This is a genomic window from Bradyrhizobium sp. Leo78 (assembly GCF_059512425.1).
This window is the reverse complement of the sequence record NZ_JCAMOT010000034.1, coordinates 12,175-28,515: the sequence shown is the minus strand read 5'-3', so window position 1 is coordinate 28,515 and position 16,341 is coordinate 12,175. Positions and strand designations below refer to the sequence as shown.

29 protein-coding genes are annotated in these 16,341 nt (G+C 59.8%); 2 read left to right on the top strand and 27 right to left on the bottom strand.

What is annotated here, in order from left to right; all coding sequences use genetic code 11:
* Positions 1 to 17 precede the first annotated feature (17 nt).
* The 22 genes from AC5ZG1_RS32175 to AC5ZG1_RS32070 form a co-directional block, all read right to left on the bottom strand.
* Positions 18 to 536: a hypothetical protein gene (locus AC5ZG1_RS32175; protein WP_496135221.1), complete on the bottom strand. Its 519-nt coding sequence runs from the start codon at positions 534 to 536 to the stop codon at positions 18 to 20.
* Between the two features lie 299 nt (positions 537 to 835).
* On the bottom strand, positions 836 to 991 hold the full coding sequence (locus AC5ZG1_RS32170) for a hypothetical protein (protein WP_496135220.1): 156 nt from the start codon (positions 989 to 991) through the stop codon (positions 836 to 838).
* Complete coding sequence (locus tag AC5ZG1_RS32165) at positions 984 to 1,172, bottom strand: hypothetical protein (RefSeq protein WP_496135219.1); 189 nt, start codon at positions 1,170 to 1,172, stop codon at positions 984 to 986. The genes AC5ZG1_RS32170 and AC5ZG1_RS32165 overlap by 8 nt, the downstream gene beginning before the upstream one ends.
* Entirely contained in the window at positions 1,169 to 1,444 is a 276-nt protein-coding gene (locus AC5ZG1_RS32160) for a DUF1653 domain-containing protein (protein ID WP_496135218.1), read from the bottom strand. The genes AC5ZG1_RS32165 and AC5ZG1_RS32160 overlap by 4 nt, the downstream gene beginning before the upstream one ends.
* Positions 1,441 to 2,136, bottom strand: coding sequence for a 3'-5' exonuclease (locus tag AC5ZG1_RS32155; RefSeq protein ID WP_496135217.1), 696 nt, complete (start codon positions 2,134 to 2,136; stop codon positions 1,441 to 1,443). The genes AC5ZG1_RS32160 and AC5ZG1_RS32155 overlap by 4 nt, the downstream gene beginning before the upstream one ends.
* Entirely contained in the window at positions 2,133 to 2,288 is a 156-nt protein-coding gene (locus AC5ZG1_RS32150; RefSeq protein ID WP_496135216.1) for a hypothetical protein, read from the bottom strand. Before AC5ZG1_RS32150 ends, AC5ZG1_RS32155 begins: the two co-directional genes overlap by 4 nt.
* 196 nt (positions 2,289 to 2,484) lie before the next feature.
* Positions 2,485 to 2,742 (bottom strand): hypothetical protein, encoded by a 258-nt coding sequence (locus AC5ZG1_RS32145; RefSeq protein WP_496135215.1) that lies wholly within the window; start codon positions 2,740 to 2,742, stop codon positions 2,485 to 2,487.
* Entirely contained in the window at positions 2,739 to 3,008 is a 270-nt protein-coding gene (locus tag AC5ZG1_RS32140) for a hypothetical protein (protein ID WP_496135214.1), read from the bottom strand. The genes AC5ZG1_RS32145 and AC5ZG1_RS32140 overlap by 4 nt, the downstream gene beginning before the upstream one ends.
* Positions 3,005 to 3,313, bottom strand: coding sequence for a hypothetical protein (locus AC5ZG1_RS32135; protein WP_496135213.1), 309 nt, complete (start codon positions 3,311 to 3,313; stop codon positions 3,005 to 3,007). Before AC5ZG1_RS32135 ends, AC5ZG1_RS32140 begins: the two co-directional genes overlap by 4 nt.
* A 117-nt stretch (positions 3,314 to 3,430) precedes the next feature.
* Positions 3,431 to 3,610, bottom strand: coding sequence for a hypothetical protein (locus AC5ZG1_RS32130; RefSeq protein WP_496135212.1), 180 nt, complete (start codon positions 3,608 to 3,610; stop codon positions 3,431 to 3,433).
* 384 nt (positions 3,611 to 3,994) lie between these two features.
* On the bottom strand, positions 3,995 to 4,180 hold the full coding sequence (locus tag AC5ZG1_RS32125) for a hypothetical protein (RefSeq protein WP_496135211.1): 186 nt from the start codon (positions 4,178 to 4,180) through the stop codon (positions 3,995 to 3,997).
* Between the two features lie 71 nt (positions 4,181 to 4,251).
* Complete coding sequence (locus tag AC5ZG1_RS32120; protein WP_496135210.1) at positions 4,252 to 4,797, bottom strand: DUF4406 domain-containing protein; 546 nt, start codon at positions 4,795 to 4,797, stop codon at positions 4,252 to 4,254.
* Between the two features lie 196 nt (positions 4,798 to 4,993).
* Positions 4,994 to 5,167 carry a hypothetical protein gene (locus tag AC5ZG1_RS32115; protein ID WP_496135209.1) on the bottom strand — a complete coding sequence of 58 codons (174 nt, stop codon included), beginning with the start codon at positions 5,165 to 5,167 and terminating at the stop codon, positions 4,994 to 4,996.
* Positions 5,164 to 5,388, bottom strand: coding sequence for a hypothetical protein (locus AC5ZG1_RS32110; RefSeq protein WP_496135208.1), 225 nt, complete (start codon positions 5,386 to 5,388; stop codon positions 5,164 to 5,166). Before AC5ZG1_RS32110 ends, AC5ZG1_RS32115 begins: the two co-directional genes overlap by 4 nt.
* Positions 5,375 to 5,593: a hypothetical protein gene (locus AC5ZG1_RS32105; RefSeq protein ID WP_496135207.1), complete on the bottom strand. Its 219-nt coding sequence runs from the start codon at positions 5,591 to 5,593 to the stop codon at positions 5,375 to 5,377. The genes AC5ZG1_RS32110 and AC5ZG1_RS32105 overlap by 14 nt, the downstream gene beginning before the upstream one ends.
* A 76-nt stretch (positions 5,594 to 5,669) precedes the next feature.
* Complete coding sequence (locus AC5ZG1_RS32100; RefSeq protein ID WP_496135206.1) at positions 5,670 to 5,855, bottom strand: hypothetical protein; 186 nt, start codon at positions 5,853 to 5,855, stop codon at positions 5,670 to 5,672.
* Positions 5,856 to 5,857: 2 nt separating this feature from the next.
* Positions 5,858 to 6,298, bottom strand: a complete 441-nt coding sequence (locus tag AC5ZG1_RS32095; RefSeq protein WP_496135205.1) for a hypothetical protein — start codon at positions 6,296 to 6,298, stop codon at positions 5,858 to 5,860.
* Positions 6,299 to 6,752: 454 nt separating this feature from the next.
* The gene (locus AC5ZG1_RS32090) at positions 6,753 to 7,022 is read right to left on the bottom strand and encodes a hypothetical protein (RefSeq protein WP_496135204.1); all 270 of its coding nucleotides are present in this window, start codon (positions 7,020 to 7,022) and stop codon (positions 6,753 to 6,755) included.
* A 597-nt stretch (positions 7,023 to 7,619) separates the two neighbouring features.
* A complete protein-coding gene (locus tag AC5ZG1_RS32085; RefSeq protein ID WP_496135203.1) occupies positions 7,620 to 7,886 on the bottom strand; it encodes a hypothetical protein in 267 nt (88 codons plus the stop codon).
* A 270-nt stretch (positions 7,887 to 8,156) separates the two neighbouring features.
* Positions 8,157 to 8,534 (bottom strand): hypothetical protein, encoded by a 378-nt coding sequence (locus AC5ZG1_RS32080; protein WP_496135202.1) that lies wholly within the window; start codon positions 8,532 to 8,534, stop codon positions 8,157 to 8,159.
* Position 8,535: 1 nt separating this feature from the next.
* Positions 8,536 to 8,724 carry a hypothetical protein gene (locus tag AC5ZG1_RS32075; RefSeq protein WP_496135201.1) on the bottom strand — a complete coding sequence of 63 codons (189 nt, stop codon included), beginning with the start codon at positions 8,722 to 8,724 and terminating at the stop codon, positions 8,536 to 8,538.
* A 340-nt stretch (positions 8,725 to 9,064) separates the two neighbouring features.
* Entirely contained in the window at positions 9,065 to 9,475 is a 411-nt protein-coding gene (locus AC5ZG1_RS32070) for a hypothetical protein (RefSeq protein WP_496135200.1), read from the bottom strand.
* 611 nt (positions 9,476 to 10,086) lie between these two features.
* Between AC5ZG1_RS32070 and AC5ZG1_RS32065 the strand changes: the two genes are divergently transcribed.
* Positions 10,087 to 10,428 carry a hypothetical protein gene (locus AC5ZG1_RS32065; protein WP_496135199.1) on the top strand — a complete coding sequence of 114 codons (342 nt, stop codon included), beginning with the start codon at positions 10,087 to 10,089 and terminating at the stop codon, positions 10,426 to 10,428.
* On the top strand, positions 10,425 to 11,255 hold the full coding sequence (locus AC5ZG1_RS32060; RefSeq protein WP_496135198.1) for a shikimate dehydrogenase: 831 nt from the start codon (positions 10,425 to 10,427) through the stop codon (positions 11,253 to 11,255). Before AC5ZG1_RS32065 ends, AC5ZG1_RS32060 begins: the two co-directional genes overlap by 4 nt.
* On the opposite strand, the gene AC5ZG1_RS32055 is transcribed toward AC5ZG1_RS32060, so the two are convergent.
* From AC5ZG1_RS32055 to AC5ZG1_RS32035, 5 genes are all read right to left on the bottom strand, one after another.
* Positions 11,252 to 12,214: a DNA cytosine methyltransferase gene (locus tag AC5ZG1_RS32055; protein ID WP_496135197.1), complete on the bottom strand. Its 963-nt coding sequence runs from the start codon at positions 12,212 to 12,214 to the stop codon at positions 11,252 to 11,254. The two genes, AC5ZG1_RS32060 and AC5ZG1_RS32055, sit on opposite strands and share 4 nt — an antisense overlap.
* 221 nt (positions 12,215 to 12,435) lie before the next feature.
* Entirely contained in the window at positions 12,436 to 12,873 is a 438-nt protein-coding gene (locus AC5ZG1_RS32050) for a deoxycytidylate deaminase (protein ID WP_496135196.1), read from the bottom strand.
* Between the two features lie 10 nt (positions 12,874 to 12,883).
* A complete protein-coding gene (locus AC5ZG1_RS32045; RefSeq protein ID WP_496135195.1) occupies positions 12,884 to 13,333 on the bottom strand; it encodes a toprim domain-containing protein in 450 nt (149 codons plus the stop codon).
* 42 nt (positions 13,334 to 13,375) lie between these two features.
* Positions 13,376 to 16,078: a VapE domain-containing protein gene (locus AC5ZG1_RS32040; protein WP_496135194.1), complete on the bottom strand. Its 2,703-nt coding sequence runs from the start codon at positions 16,076 to 16,078 to the stop codon at positions 13,376 to 13,378.
* Positions 16,075 to 16,311 (bottom strand): hypothetical protein, encoded by a 237-nt coding sequence (locus tag AC5ZG1_RS32035; protein WP_496135193.1) that lies wholly within the window; start codon positions 16,309 to 16,311, stop codon positions 16,075 to 16,077. The genes AC5ZG1_RS32040 and AC5ZG1_RS32035 overlap by 4 nt, the downstream gene beginning before the upstream one ends.
* Positions 16,312 to 16,341 lie beyond the last annotated feature (30 nt).

The following is a 16,341-nucleotide window of genomic DNA, read 5'->3' as shown; positions in this document are numbered from 1 at the left end:
TTTCAAAGCAAGCCGAATCAGTTTGGGTCGACTGGCGCCCCGTTCGTGAGCTGGTTCAACGCATCTTCGGCGACCGCTACGCCGGTTTCGACATCGGTCAAGATCGCCTCGTGACCATCGAAAGCAGCGCCGCCGCGCGCCTCAATCGCGTCCCAACGCGCGCTTACGGCATCGGCTCGGTCGCCAAGGGCGACCGGGACCGTCTTGGAGCGCTCAGCGAGACGCTTGAACTTATCCTGCAGCACGGCGGGTCTCCTGGTGATGCTGGTCGCAATGTTGGCGGCGGTGGCGACGATCTCGGTCGCGCGCGGCAGCGTGTCTTGGAGGGCGGCGACCGCCTTGGACTCGACGGTGTGGGAAATGGTGCCGGTAACCGTCTCGATCCGGTAAAGCCCGGCGCCGAGCCGCAAGGGCGACTTGGCGCTCACCGTCCATTGGCCGTTGCCGTCGCCGAACACGGTCCCGTAGCCGCCGACCGAAGCGGAAACGGTCAGGATCTCGTCGGCGGCGACGCGAATGGAAATCGGTTCGGGCATCTACATGACAGGCTCGGGCACGGAACGGGCGAGGTTCCGCCGAACTTATCATTTGCGACGTTGACTGTCAACAAAAGCGTCGGGCGCGAGACCGGAGGCGAACGGTTCGCGCGGCGCCAACGGCGGTGACTCGCGCAAGCGTCGAATATACCGGTTCGACCTTTCCAAGCTCTCATCCGCCGCCCTGGTCGCCACGCTCAAGCCGCATGCCGGCGGCTCGGGGTCGTTCGTGTCCCAACGCAGCCGGCAGCGCGGGCAATGCATCTCGTCGGAATATTGGATGGCGTGGCAGGTTGTGGTCATGGAAGCGGCTCGGCAAGCAACGCGGCGATTACATCAATCACCGTCGCGTTTTCCACGGGATGGAGCTTTTCTATCGCGGCAATTAACTGTCGCTTCTTTCGATATCGGTCCAGGTAGTGGCGTGCGCGTGTTTCGCGGTCGTCTTTACTCATCATCGGGGTCCCCGGTGCGGAAATCGTGAATAAACCCGATCGCCTCGATGTCGCGCTTTTCCTCGCGCAACCGCGGCACGTTCGACTCGCTATCCGGAATTCGCCAGATCGAACGCCCCTTGATGATGCGCTCGCGGATCGGCTTGCCACTCGGGTGCGGGCGTCCCTTGGGTTGCATCATGCGTCGCGCTCGAACTCGAAACGCTGGTGGATGATTTTCTTGCCGTTGATTTCCTCGCCGAACGCAATCTGCTTGAGGAAATCTCCGAGATTTCGCGTGTAAAGCGGCATCGTCTGCGCTAGCGACCAGGTATAGGGCGAGTAGATCACCACGACGTTGCCGTCCTCATCATGACCCGTGCCGATAATTCGATAAAGGCTCTCGAACCCGCCCTTGTAATGGCGCCAACCTTCGCCGGGTTGGGGAATGCGAATGTCCTCTGGCTTGCTCACGCCGCAACTCCATATCGTCGCGACAATTCGAGATATTCGCCACCCGTAATTTCTTCGCAATGACCGGCGTCGACACCGCCGCCACGCTCCGCAGGATGCGAACCGTCAGCGGTAAAGAATACCGATCCGCTTTCGGGATGGTGGAAATAGCGGCGCACGGAAGGGGCGAGCTTCGCCAGGGCCGCCATAAGCGCCCGCGATTGGCCCAACGCGTCATTGAGCGCAACATGCGGCGGCGGGACGGCGTAGTCTTTCGGGTTCACACCGGCGAGGTTGTAAGCGGTGCGCGTGCATTGGACTTGCCAATAGCGCCAGGGCGAGGCGACGCCGGCCCGCCGGAACAGCTCGTCGAGCAGCGGCGCGTCAAACGTCGCCCCGTGGCACCAGATAAGCCAATCATCCGAGCCGCCGGTCGCCCAATTGATCCACTGGCCGATATAGGGCAGGGCGGTGGCGAGCGGCAGCGGGTTCTCGGTCACGCGCGCCCAAATGCCTGGCGTCTTGGCTTCCTGCTCGCCCCACCAGGCATGCGTTTGGGGATCGATCTCCATGCCCAAGGCTTGCTGTTCCGGAATATCGAGGTTCAGCACCATATGCGCTTCGTCGGTGCAGCGGACGAAGGCGGCGGAGATGACAACCGCGCCGGGGCGGGTCGCGAGGGTTTCGATGTCGGTCATTAAGTGAACTGTCATGCATCAAGCTCCAACATGGCATCGGCGATGTCGCCGAACGCTTTCGTGACGACAAACGTCTGCTCGGGCTCGGTGAGGTCGTAAGCCCAACTCAAAAAGACGGAGGCAAGCCACCATCGCCAGTTTCGCTTGCAACGCTGCCAGGTGGTCATTGGCCGAATATCTCCGTCTTGTCGCGCATGCATCGCTCGAAATGCTGACTTGGATAACGCAAGCAGTAAGCCGCCATCGTCGCGGTTTCTTCCGCGCTCAAATGCTTTTCATGGGCCGGCTGCGGGGCAGGCGATGGCGTGGGCGCGGTAATCGCGATCACAAGCGCGAACGCTATCAGACCCCATACGACTTCGTTCACGCTCGAATTCCTTCCCATGTCTTCGACGGGCGTTGCACCCATCCTTCGCCGCGCCGAAAATCGAGCGCGCCCGCATAGACCTCATCGCAGAGGAACATGGACATCGCTTCGCCCGGACAATCGGTCGGCAGTGCGCCTTCCAATGCGCCGCACGTCTCGCACAGAGCGAGTCCGCCATGGCAAAGCATGCAGCCGCGACATTCGCGATCCGTGCAATGCTTCCATTTGTGGCCAGGAAAGACGATGACGGTCATAGTCCTAGCACCTTTCGCACTTCCGCCGCCTTGGCGTGCTTCCCCGCCTCATATGCGCGTTCGAACGCCCACAACCAGCGGTCCAATTCCATTTGCTGTTCCGGCAACTTGAATTCCGCGACGCTGTGCACGCCACGTTGCCCGTTCTGCTTCAACTCTACTCGATCAGCGCCGACCCGCCCCGAAGCATGACCCTTGCACCAGAACACGAGCGCATGTGTCGGATGGTGTTCCCAATGCGGATTGTTGTCGGTCGGCATGCTCATCCCAACACGTCCTCTACTTTGCGCAAGATCGCGCGCGGATCCGAAACCAATCGATGGTGAACGAGACCATCGTGCAGCCAGTATTTCACGTCGGTCAGGACGTCGACCATCGCGGGAGTACCCTGCAAGTCATCCAATTCGGATTGCAGAGCATTTCGCTCGTCCTGCATCGACTCAACATCTTTCCACGCTGCGTTGCGCTCCGCTTCAAGGTCTTCGACTTCGGTTCGAAGATTGGCGACTTCCTCACGCAAGCCTTGCCACTTGCTCAACAGAAGCCGCTTCTTTGTTTCGCTCGACGCCATCGCAATCCCCGTGCACGACGGTCCGACCGTGGAGGTTTAGTGACGGCTTGGAGGGCATTCCGCGGACCGTCGTGCATCAAACAACATAGCGATGCAACGAGGACTGTCAACATAAAATTAAAACTGTGACGCAGATTTTTCCGGCAACGGCACAGGGCAGGGCGGCAACGCCGCGCCACCGACCAGGCGCACCAGTTCGGCGAGCTGCGACGCCGAGAGCAAATATTGCGTCTCGCTCACGCCGTCGAGCACCATCGCGCCGCACGACAACGCTAGCTCGTGGATTTCGTCAGCCATTGGATTCGCCCCGGTTTACTCTGCCCCGCCTGCAGCCATCGAGCCGGACGCGGACGCCGCGATATCGCCCGAATGCAACATTGGTTCGAGCAGAACTTGCGTTCACGATAGTCCTCGAACGGCGTTCCGCATTCCTGACACCGGAAAAGCCGACGTGCCTTCCGATTGGCATGGTAAGACGCGCTGCACTTAAGCGAACAGAATTTCTGACCGGGCTTGTCCGAGAACCACCGAAACTCTTTGCCGCAATGCAGGCAGTTCCGCTTCCGCGCCGCTCGCCGACATTCCTTGGAGCAGTAGAATTCACGATCGGTCTTGGGCTTGGTCCGTTCGACTGTGGCTTTGCAGTGCAGGCATGTTCGGAGCATGCCTGTGGGGTAGCACCTACCGCCGCTCTTTGGAAGCCTTCCTGCGAGCCGCCGCAAGCCGCTTCCGCCGGCGGATGTCCGCGCCGAGTTCGATCATGGCGTCGAGGGCCTTCGTATTTCGGTAGCCCGTGACGACGCGGTTCAATGCCTGCAACTCGTCGCGGATGTCCATCAGGACGGCGAGCATCACACCGTCGCGCATGTGGCTATACAGTTCACCTGACGGATCGGTGGCGTACCAATTTGCATTTTTTCGGCGTCGGTCTGCCATGGTCACAACTCGATCACTTCAAGCCCGAGCGCAACGGCCGTCGCGTGCTCGGCAGTGGCGCCCTTGGAGTTTCGCCAGCCGGGGAGCAGGGCGATTGCGTCGGCCTTGTCACAAATATACGCTAGATCGGCCGCCAACGCCGCGCGCAGATTGAACCCGTGCTTTTCCTTGGCAATCACAGGATCCCCGGTCGGGTTCTCTTGCCACAGCCGATCGCCGTAGCGCGCGACGTCGTAGGACGCCGGATTAAAAACCTCGTGACCATCGCCGCGCAATCGTTCCGCCGCCTCGAAGAATGCCGGGAAATTGAAAAACGGAAGGCGTGTCATTGGCCCCGCCAAATATATGCGCTTCGTCGGTCGCGGATCGCCGTAAAAGTCGCCGACTGTGGTCTCGACGCTGCACATTATGAACTGTGTCACCATCTCGTTCCACGATACTCTCGGACCGTGCATATTCAGCGGGTCCGTATGTTTGAGGTCCGGCAAACCCGGCACAAAATCCGCGTCGCCGAACAAGCGTTGGCTCGCCTTCTGCTCTGGCGTCATACTACATCCCCTTCGTGGTTGATCCTGGCGCCGGCGAGGCGGTTGGGTACGCGCGTCACCATGTGCAGCGTCCCGATGCGAATTATCTGCGCCGGTTCGGAAAACGACGGCGGCGGAACGGGCGGCTCGGCACGTAAGACGCACTGCGCGGAGCAATCGCACCGTGGCCACGTGCAATATTTGCGCTCGGTAGCATTCATTTCAGCACGCATACCGCTTTGATACCGGTCCATTCCGCGCGCCCCTGCGTGGCTGCAATTGCGGCCGCCTCACATCGTTCCTTGCTTGTGAAATCGTGCACGGCCAGGGCGTTTCCGTCGTTGCTGCCATACGCCCAAACCGTGACGATCAGAACCCAATTTGCGATCACACCTTCGCTCCCAATTCCGTCACACAAAACGACCCACCATGGCTCGGCGCGAGCAGCCCCGCGCCGATCAGACTTTCCAGCTCGTCGAGGCGCACCGTTGCGGCGAGTCCCTGATCCGATCTGGCGCGCACCATGGCACCTTGGAAAACGGCGCGGGTCTCGGCGACCAGGTGGCGTTGATGGAGGCGAAGGAAGCGGAGGGCGTCGTCACCGAGCGACATTGCGATCCCCCTTCGTTTCCCACGCCACATGCGCGTAGGTCCACGTCATCCACTTCCGTTGCGTCTGATGCTCGCCGTACCGGTAGCCGATCCAACCGGCGGCGACCGTAAACAGCAGCACGACAAGCCAGCCCCGGCGGTTGATCATGACACCGGATCCATCGCGATCAGTTGCCAGGGCATTGCCGGCGCTAGTTTGGCCCATGTGAGCCTCCATTTGCCGGGATACATCAGCGAACCGTCGGGGCGGCGCGAATGCAATTCTGTGATGGTGTGACGGATCACTTCTGCGCACTCCACTCCTCAAACGTCGCCGGCTCGAAACGCGACTTGGTGAGCCATTGACCGCGGACCAGATAATTCCCGTAGCGATCCGCTCCGCCACACCCGTAGATGCGACCGACGTCGAGCAAATCGCGCTGCAGGCTGTTGTCGATGCACCGGACGAATGCGGGAGTGTCAGCCATGGTTAGTAACCGGCGCCGGCGAAGATGTGACGTTCGCCCGTCAAGGCGTCGATGCCTTCGCGGATGCATTGCGTCTCGCCACGCTCCATCGCGGATAATTCCAGCTCACCCCGAACCCACGATTGCCGTTGTGCCTCGCGCATCGCTTCCTTTTCGGCCGGCGTCATGCGCTCGACCACGGCAACGGCGCGTTTCAGAAGGATATCGAGTGACGGACGGGAAGGGGCTTTAACGCGGACGATCGGCTTGAAGCGCGACGGTATGAACGCAGTCTTTCGCAGTCCCGAAATATCATCTCGCGATTCGACGGGGTCGACGGCCACCAATTCGTCATCTGCGACGCGCACGCGATATTCCGCGCCGAGCGTGAGCATTTCGCCGAACCCGCCCTCGTTGTTCACACACCGCACGCGCATTCCCGCCGTTAGCTCAATCTTTGACATGGAAGCCCCACCACAGCGGCCACGAAGCCGCGATTGCGTACCATCCGCACCACATGAGCATCACGCCACCAGCCCATTCGCCGCCGTGAGGCGACCCGCTGCCATCTGCTTCCGCCGGCGCTCGCATTCGCGTTGTCCGTTGATGCGATATCGCGCCGCTGTACGAGGCGCCTTGCGTTCCTCCGGCGGCATGTTGTTGGACACGGCCGCCTGCAGCATCCGAGCGCGAAACATCGCTTGTGCTTCTCGCATGGCGATCAATTTCATAAGACCAGTGTCGAGAAACATGCCGAGACCTTCCCAATAGGAGCGAACGCGTCTGCAGTCCCGACCGTCGCCGTGTTGAGAGCTTTTGCCACTAGCACCGGGTAACTAAGACCGGTCCGGCTTCCCTAGTGGATGCTGCGCTCTGAGTCTGACGTTATCCGAATGCAAAGCGGACTGTCAACAATAATTACGGCAGAAGGCGCACAATTTCCACCCGGTACACGGGCAGGCCGTCGACCGTCACGACGTCGCCATCGTCGGATTCAGCACACCCAACCATCTCCTCCGCGCATTCCAGCTCGCGCGAGACCGTATCGAGGATCCACGCCCACGGGGCGCCAGGATCGCACGGGCCGGACGTGGGGAAGCCTGCTTCGCAAAAGGGGCGGCCGTCGAGATGCACGAGGCGCACGGTGCGGTGAGTTGGGCGTAAGGCGTACAGGGTGGCGGTGGTCATGGTGTGGTGCCTCGTTGGGCTTGACAATGCGGCCCGTTAGTCTCAACTTCCCCGGAGTGGGGCGGCTGCGCGAACAACCGCCCCTGTCGTCACGTTAGCGGCGTTTTCGGAGGGTCAGGCGAAGCCATCGCTTGACCCTTTTCCTTTTTCGCCACCCCCGGACGACCAGCCAAAGGATCAAGAGGATCATTTGACTTACTCCGGTTAGGTTTGCCGATTGAGCGTTCCGCACGCTCTGCTCCGTTAGTGGGCGGGTAGGTCGGCGACCAACCTTGATCGCGATAATAGCGATGCAATGTTGACTGTCAACATATAATTGAGGTTGGCGGGAATTATTTCAGCAAAGGCACAGGACAGCGCGGCAGCACGCCGAGCTGATCGTTCAATTTGCCCATGGGGTTCGCAGGATTGAAGGGCAGGGAGCACGTGCCATGAGGATCAAACCACGTTCGAGGATCGATTTCGTAAGCCAGTTCCTTCGCGCGATCCACGTTTGCCAGGGCCTCGTGGTGACTCGCGAACGGACCAGCGAGCAGGGATGTCCGTTCGCCGCGTCGGAGGGAAACGTAATAGTCGCGAGGTCCAATGTGCGGCATGTTACGCAGCCACCAGATTGTCAGCGTCGCCGAACGCGGTGATCTTGCAACCGTTGATGCAATCCCAAGACTTGCCGCGCTGCACGTAGACGTCCTTGCCGATGATCTTGAACATATCCTTGTGCTTCGGCTTGTAGTTGACCGACTTGGTGTAGGTGGTGACGGAAACCGAGTTGCCGGCTTCAAGGTTGGAGATGATGAAACGGAACATGCGGCGAGCCTTGTTCAGTGCGAGGAACCGGCCGGCCTTCATCTGTTCGTTGGTCATTGTCTCGTCCTCGTTGTGCGTTGTTGATGCAGCCAACATAGCATTGTAATGCGGACTGTCAACATATAATTGAAGCACGAGCGAATTATTTTCGGTCGTCCCACATCTGATCAATGCACGTTCGGCAAAGCGCCAACTGTGCATATTCCTGCTCGCTCGTGTCGATCACCATTACAGTTTTGACTTTCTGGCACCGATCGCACTTCTGCTCGCGACGGAAATCGACGGTTGCGCAATGGCCGTATGCGCCGTGAGTGGTTTGGAAATCGGTCATTTCCGCCTCACGAACCCAAGCGCAACTGCTCGATTGGCATCGGTACAGGGATTTTTCCGGTTGGCCAGGGATAGCGCCGTGACACGTACAAACCTGGTTACCTCCGGAATGAGGTTCGAGCGATCGTAGTCCATGCCCTTAGCAGCCATGATGGCTGTTAGCGACGCTAGAGCGAGCCGCCGACCATCTACTCCGATCACGTCAGCGTTCTTGGTCATCCCCTCAACGTCCAATTCGTATCCGGTGCACTTGTCCACTATGATCGACGCGCCGAGAAACGCCTCGATAAATGCTTTCTCCTCTGCCGCTAATTCAGCCGCTCGGGCAGATGACGCAATGGCGAGAGCAGCAACAACAAAAACAAATCGGTTCATCTCAAATCAGTCCTTTCTCGTGCGCGAGCCAATAGGGCAGGCGAACGATGCCGCCTTTCCCATCGTCATGGTACTGCACTTCCGACTTAGGCAACCAGATCGGATTGCGCTCGCCGGCGTCGACCAGGTACGCCTTGGGCGTCTCGTGCTTCAGGATCACGGCAATGTCGAGTGTGGGTTGATTGGTCATTTACCAAGCTCCCCGGTTGGTCGACGCGTGCGGCTTACACTCCGCGACGCTGGCGGACATCTTGCTGCCGAACAACAGACCACGGAATGTGAAGCACTCGCGCATGAACGATTCGGCTTCCTTGTAGCTCCGGAACGTCTTGGGCCACACGAGCCATTCGCGGTAGGCTCGCCAATCATCGACGGAGTAAAGCCCATTGTATTCACAGCGACGCTGAATCCGGATATGCCAGAGCTTTGCGACGGATCGCGCCGGCCGCCGATGCGCGTCCCTGCGGTGCTGCTTCAATCCCGACTCCGGGCACTGTTTCTTGACGGGTCGACCGTCACCACCGCCCCATTCACACATCAGGCGCGCGCTCTACCGCCACAAGCGCGTGCGTGTCCGGCACATCATCTCCGAACACGGCGACATAATCGAGCCATGACATACCGTCGTAAAGATCCACCTCGACCTCGCGCCATTCGCCGTCGGCATTCGGCGTTGCCTTCGGAACAATCTTGATGCGCCACAGGGCACGGTGCGCCCATTCGGCCGACGTACAACCGAGCGCGAGCACTTCGGCGCGGATATCCCGCATCTGCGATTCGGTCAGGTTCGGAAATTCGGCGCTCATGTCACGCTCGTCAGAACACCATCCGCTGTCGGCATGTTCGCCGCCGTAACGCTTGATGATGTCCGCGAACGGAACTTCTATGCTGTCCCGCGGCTCGCCGGGATAGACGCAGTTGAGGATATGAGCGACGGTCATTCGGTGCGGTCTCCATTGTTGATAGGCGCACCTTAGCGATGCAATTCGGACTGTCAACATAAAATTGCAGCGCTGAACAGTCCGAACAGTCCGAACACCAGTCTAATTTCGCGAAAAGCGTCGATTTTCCAATAGGTTGAACACAAAGAACAGTAAGAACACATAGATATAGATACTAGAAATGGAAAATGGTGCATGTGCAAAAATGTTGGTGGGGCTCCATAGGATTCGTCTGTTCTTTGTGTTCTTTCTGTTCTTATCAACGAAATCAATGGCTTGCGCTGTTCTCTTCTAGTGTTCAGAACTTATTTGTTGACATCTCGCGAAACAACAATGCGCCGCAGTGATTTTTGACGAAATAATAATTCGATGCGCTCCAAATCGGACCAAAATTATAAGTTTATAAATCAACCGCTCGGAATTCCCGACCACGGAAGATCAACACGAAATTGCACTATTCCGTCTCAGTAGGCCCAATTAGAAACGATCTCGGAACAACCGGACCGGGACCAAGCACACACATGAGAGCGCTAACTGCCGTAATTGCCACGATGTCGATACTGTCGACGTCACCTTGTTTCGCCTGGACCGTCACGAGCGAAAAGGACCGCATGACCGACCGACAATTGACATGGGCGAGCGCAACCAGCGGCGACGCAACGCTGCTCGTGGGCTGCTTGAACGGCGAGGTGCAGCCGCGGCTTACGTGGGGAAGACGGATCGGTTGGGGCGATGTGGGCGTGTCCTACAGGTTCGACGATGGCCCGGTGAGTTCGCACATGGCAATGGTCAGCCAGTCGGGCGATGTGCTCTATCCGTGGCTCGCGGACCCGAGCGGTACGGTCGGCAAGCTGCGGAAAGGGAAACGCCTGCGTGTCAGCGTGGGGAAAGCCTTCTACGACTTCGACCTGGTGAAAGGTGAAGGCATGCCGGCGATCAGGTGCGGGAAGTGACGGCACGGGCACCAAGCGCATGCCTGATCGGCTGGCCAGCCGCGCATTCGCGCTCGCCGCTGATCCATCACCACTGGTTACGGCACTACGGGATCGAGGGCGGCTACGTCATTGAGGCGGTCCCGCCGGAAGAACTGGCGGAATTCGTAGGCAACATGGCGCGGTCGGGATTCGTTGGTGCGAACGTCACGATCCCGCATAAGGAACGGGTGTTAGGACTGAGCGCGCCGGACGATCGGGCGAGGGCAGTCGGCGCCGCCAACACGCTATGGTTTGACGAGGCAGGGACGCTGCGCGCGACCAACACCGATGTCGAGGGGTTTCTAGCGAACCTGGACTCGGACGCGCCAGGCTGGGACAGCGCAGGGGAAGCGATCGTGCTCGGCGCCGGTGGCGCTGCGCGTGCAGTGGTGTTCGGGCTGATGGAACGGGGTGTGCGCCAGGTGTGGGTGGTCAACCGAACCATGGAGCGGGCGTCGCAACTGGTGGGGCAGCTCGGCGGTACCGCGGCGGAATGGGGTGCGTTAGCCGATCTGCTGCCGCGCGCGGGGCTACTGGTCAACACGACGTCGCTCGGAATGCATGGCCAACCCGCATTGGGTGTACCGGTCGAGACGCTGCCGGCCGGCGCGGTGGTGGCGGATCTCGTCTATGTGCCGTTGCGAACGCCGCTACTGGCGGCCGCGGAGGCGCGCGGATTGCGAACAGCCGACGGGCTCGGGATGCTTCTGCACCAGGCGGTGCGCGGCTTCGAGTTGTGGTTCGGGCAGCGTCCGGAGGTGACGGCGGAACTGCGGGGCTTGGTGGAACGGGATTTGGCCGCCTAAAGTCCGAACACATGCGCTACAGCGCGGCAGAATTCCGTCGTCGCTTCGCCGTCGACCGCGTTTCTGTAGGCGCGCAATCGTCCCACACGGGAGGAAGCCCCATGAGCCAGCGGGAATGTGCCGGGTTCAACTGGCCGCCATTTTCCATCCCGGCAGAGGAGCCAGTCACAATTTGACCAGAAACCGTTAGTCGGGCCGGACCGCTCCAATTCGGGTCTGGAATTATGCCCGAGCCCCGGATATCCGCCCCGCACAGCGCCGCCGTCTTGCGACTGGAGTCCGTCGACCCCGCTTCGTTGTAGCCCTTCTGTGCTGGCGTTCCTGCCATTGGCGTCGGCCAGGATGCGAATATCCTCGACTCTGCATAAGGCTGTCGTGCTTCGCTGTTGCCGGCCGTCATAGCCTGCGCCACGTCTTGTTCTGTCACCATGCTGCTCGTCGGCGTCGGCCAACTGGCCAACCACGCTACGCGCCCCAAGAGGGCGTTCAACGGGACATTTGGGCATTCCGCCCCATCCTTGTGATCCCGCGTCGTGGGAGTCGGCCAACTGGCCATTGCAGATGTGAGCGCCAGATTTGGAAATGGCGTCGTCTCGAACTTGGCTTGCTTGTAATCCAGACTGCCGCGGTCTAGGTTCACGTCGGCCGTTTGCGGCGTCGGCCAACCACTCCGCGGAAGCGTAGGCAATTCGCAGTCGCTGCCGGATGTGCGGCGCGCCGAAGCCCGCAGAGCAGGTATCGATCGCCCCGCCGGCGTAATCCGCTCCTTCCATGTCAGATTGAACAACGTCGAGCCAAGCAAGTCCGTCGCTGCTCGCGACTTGCTCGCCAAGGCAGATTGCAGGGCGGCACTGGTCGACGAGATGGTGCGTGTAGGGGCGCAGGTATCGCTCGTCAGCAAATCGAAGTCTTTTGCCTGCCGCGGAGAAAGGTTGGCAAGGCTCGCTGAACGTCCACACGTTCGCAGAATCATCGACTCCCGCACGGCGGAGTGCGTATGACCAGACCCCAATGCCGGCGTAGAGATGGACCTGATTGTATCGCGCCAAATCTTTCGGTCGGCAGTCGCGAACGTCGCCGCAATAGACATCGCCTGGTGCAATGACGTCGCGCGCAATAAGATTTTGGAGCCACGCCGCAGCGTAAGGGTCGATTTCAACATAGAGGGCTCTCGGGGCCGTCACAGCGCAACAAACCGAACGCGCATCCCGGCTTCCGCAAACAAGGTGCCGACGCGTTTGAAATCCTCGCCCCAACGCGGATCGGTCAAATCCGGCTTGATTGCGACCAGCTCGACAATGCCCACCTGTACTAATGCGCGGGCACAATCCATGCACGGAAACCACGGCAGATAGGCGCGACAGCCTGACAACGATATGCCGGCACCCGCGGCCGCATAGATCGCATTGCGCTCGGCGTGCTCGGTCCAGAGGTACTTTTCCGGGCGCTCGTGCCGTTCGGGCGCATCGTCGTTGATACCGCGCGGGAAGCTGTTATAGCCGGTGCTACGAATCTCGTTGTCCGGTCCGACGATGATGCATCCGACCTTCGTCGAACGATCCTTGCTGCGCTTGGAGACCTCGCGAGCAAGGTTCATGAAATAGCTATCCCAATCCATTTTTGCCCTCTCAAACAACACGCGTGCCGACGAATTTTTCCGGGATGCCAATCTGACCTAGCACCCAGCGCGCTGGCACGGTCCACACCGGGAATCCTCCGAGCGGACACTCATTTTGTAGCACAATGAGTCGCTGCAGTTTCTTTTCTGATATGTCGTTCTTGTGAACGATTTCGATCGCGGCGCTGATGTTGCCTTTGTGTGTTACGACTAAGTCTAGAATCACAGCGGGCGGCTTTCCGAGCGCGTTCAATTCGTCGTAGGTCGGAACGGATGCATGACCGATCTCATCCCACAGGACTGTCAGTCCGGTTTCGGTGATGTCCCCGGCAACCGCTTCCGTAAGGATTGGATATTCGAGGAAAACTCGACCTTCGCCGAGTTCAGGCCAGCGGCGCGGAAACGGTTCGATCCAGCTTCTGAGCAGTTCCTTAGCGAGCCTGTGCGCGTGACTTTCCATCGCCTCACACTATGCGTCGTAATGTGGACTGTCAACAATAAATCAGCGACCAGGAATCGGAGGAGGTGGCAATCCGACGGCACCAGTCACGATATCCTGGCGCAAGCGCATCTCGACCACGCCGTTTGTCGAATGCTGAGCAGGGATCAATTGTAGGCATTCTGCGATGTCGTTGTTCGAATGCTTGATCCACACGCGTTCGCGGTGCGGCCCGACCTGCGCGCGGCGCCAGCCTAGCTTTTCCATGAAGATGCCGGCACGCACGTTCGCACCAAAACCAGCCATGCGGAACGCGTTCGAGAACTGCTGCGACGTGATATAGAATTTGCCATCGCGGTCGAACCAATCGTGACAAGCCTGCTCGATCGGCGATAACCCTCGCGACGCTTCCTGCACTTCCCTGGTGAGGGTCCATGCATCGCGAGGGATAGCAAACGATTCGCCATTCTCATCGCGCACGGCCGCTTCACCAATGATCTGTTCGACATCGCGGCGGAGGGATTCGAGGTCGATCTCGCTCGCGATATGGACCGGAAGGAACCGGCGATTGCCCGACACATCGCTAAGGGGCTGGCGATTGTTCGACGTGCCGACAAAGACGCAGCGGCGCAGGTTCTCGGTCGGCTCGGACTCGTACTTCGCAACGTATTCGTCTTTAGTCTCGGTCAGGAACGTTTTGACGTCCTCGACGTCGGTCTTGTTCAAACCGGCCAACTCGCCCAATTCCACAACCCATTTTCCGGCCAGCTTGGGCAAGGTGTTCTGCTCGGTCCCGCCGAATTTGAACGACCCGAGAAACCAATCTTCTTTCAGTGCCAGGATCTTGCAGAGTGTCGACTTGCCTTGTCCCTGATCGGGGCTGATCAAAATCACCGTCTCATCGTGCTTACAGCCGGGATATCGCGCGCGGCGCACCATACCGCCGATCAGATTGCGGCCGACGACTTGATGATATCTGTTGTTCTCGACGCCGAGATAGGTTGAAAGCCAGGTGTCGAGCCTTTCGACGCCATCCCATTTGCGCGCGAGCGTATCGACCATGTCACAGAGGGAGTCGTAAGAGTTGCGCTTGGCTTCAACCTTGATTTGGGACCGAAAGAAATCCTTCGCAGGATGGAAATTGTAGTCGGCGCTCTTGGCTAAGCCGTGCAGGCGATCAAGTTCATCCTGATCGAACCTGCTGAATTCGTCCTCGCCGTGCGCCACTTCCGCACGCTTGACGAAGGAATCGAAGCGAAGACGATGGTTCGAGAGGTTCAGGAAAATTCCGACGTTGTCCGAAATCTGCGAGTCCGGCTTGCCCTTGCCGTCGGCATGAAACGATGTCCGTTTGCTGCCTTGAACCTGATAAACAATGTCAATCTCAAATTGTTTGTTCTGCTGTTCCAATTTGCCAGGCGTGAGCGCGCAGCCGTGCCCGTTGATGCGATCGACAACCGCTTGGTACGTCACCTGATGCATCTGATTCAGCAGCGCCAGGACACGCAACACGCGCTGTTGCCGGAACGACCGCGGCACTTCAGCCATGGCGATGATCCGCCGAATGGCGATGTTCATCTGATCGAAGATGGCGGGGTAGTTTTCCTCCGCGGCGGACGGCAATTGCGGAAAGTTCGAGCTGACCGGGTTCAGCGGAACGTCTTTGGTCGATTCGAAGAAGGTATCGAGGACGGGTTGTCCAAGATCGGCAATCACCTTCGCCGTATTGCCGGCGAGGCTCTGCGCGCCGGGCGGTAGGGGGAGCGCGGCACCGGCGTCCGCGGCAATCTGCGCCACGGTAGTAGCCGCGTTCGTGGACGTAGCGGTGCCGACTATACCCTCAAACATCGCCTTGGCCGATATGCCGATTCCGATTGGGCAACCGTCCTGCTTTGCCCATGTCCGCAGCGTGCCGATCTTTACGTCGTCGCTTGTCGCGGTCGGCGAGAACGATTGCCATTTCGACGCCTCCTGCTCCGCGCTCACGGTGCCGTCGTTCGTGACCTGCCACAATGCGAAGCCGGGATCGTCGCCGAACTCACTGCGCAAGATCATCCCGACTTTGTACCATCGATCATAGGACGCGAAGCCGTCGTGCTCCGCCATCCATTCGAGAACGCGTCGAGTGTCGTTCGGATCTGCTTTGCCGGCCGCAACCGCCACGCTACCGGAGTGAGCACGACCGAGCGCGGCGACCAGCGCGTCGGGAGCCGGATGGGGCGCTGTATCGGATAGGAGCTGGTAATGGCCGGACTGTTTACCGTCCGGTGTGCCGTCATAGTAGCTGCCGGCCGCGACCACGTAGCCATTGCCGATTCGCATGTCGACGATCGGCTTTTTCGAGACACCCTCAATGACGCCGATCAACGGTACCTGGCGCAACTTCGCCATATCGTCGACTTGAAAGAGCACATGCCAGCCGCCGCGGGCGCTTTGTGCGTGGGGCATCGGAACAGGTAAACCGCGCGACTGCCACCAGTTCGACCAAGCTGCCCATGCGGCGTCGCGGCCGATCTCCGACACGTCAATATCAGCAATGATCAGCTTGGACGGACCGGAGACCAGGCCGAAATTGCAGGCAGGATGAGCGGCACGCCAGGCGGACCATTGCGCGGGGTCGCGCGACCACTCGCGGGAAAAATGCTTGATGATACCGGTCCCGTCCTTCCAGCCCGGATCTTCTTTGAAGCCGGCGGGGAGCGGGAAAAGGGCGCAAGAATGACGCGCGTAATAGTCAAGGGGCGAGAGGGTGACGGGTGCGGTCATGCGGACAGCGCCACCGGACAAGGCGGAAGCGCGATCGGACAGGGCGGCAATTCCACCTCACCAAGCCCAAGCCCCAACACAGCCGCGATAGCCTCCGCGGGCGTCGCCTCTACTCGAATTCGGAATGCCCCGCCGACGGAGCGCTGCAGTGATGCTTGCCAGCCCGCATCGGTCCGGCACAGGTTCAGCGCATAAAAATCAGCGCTATTCAGCGTTTCCGCGATGTCGAGCATGCGCCCAACATACGTAATGCAATGCTGACT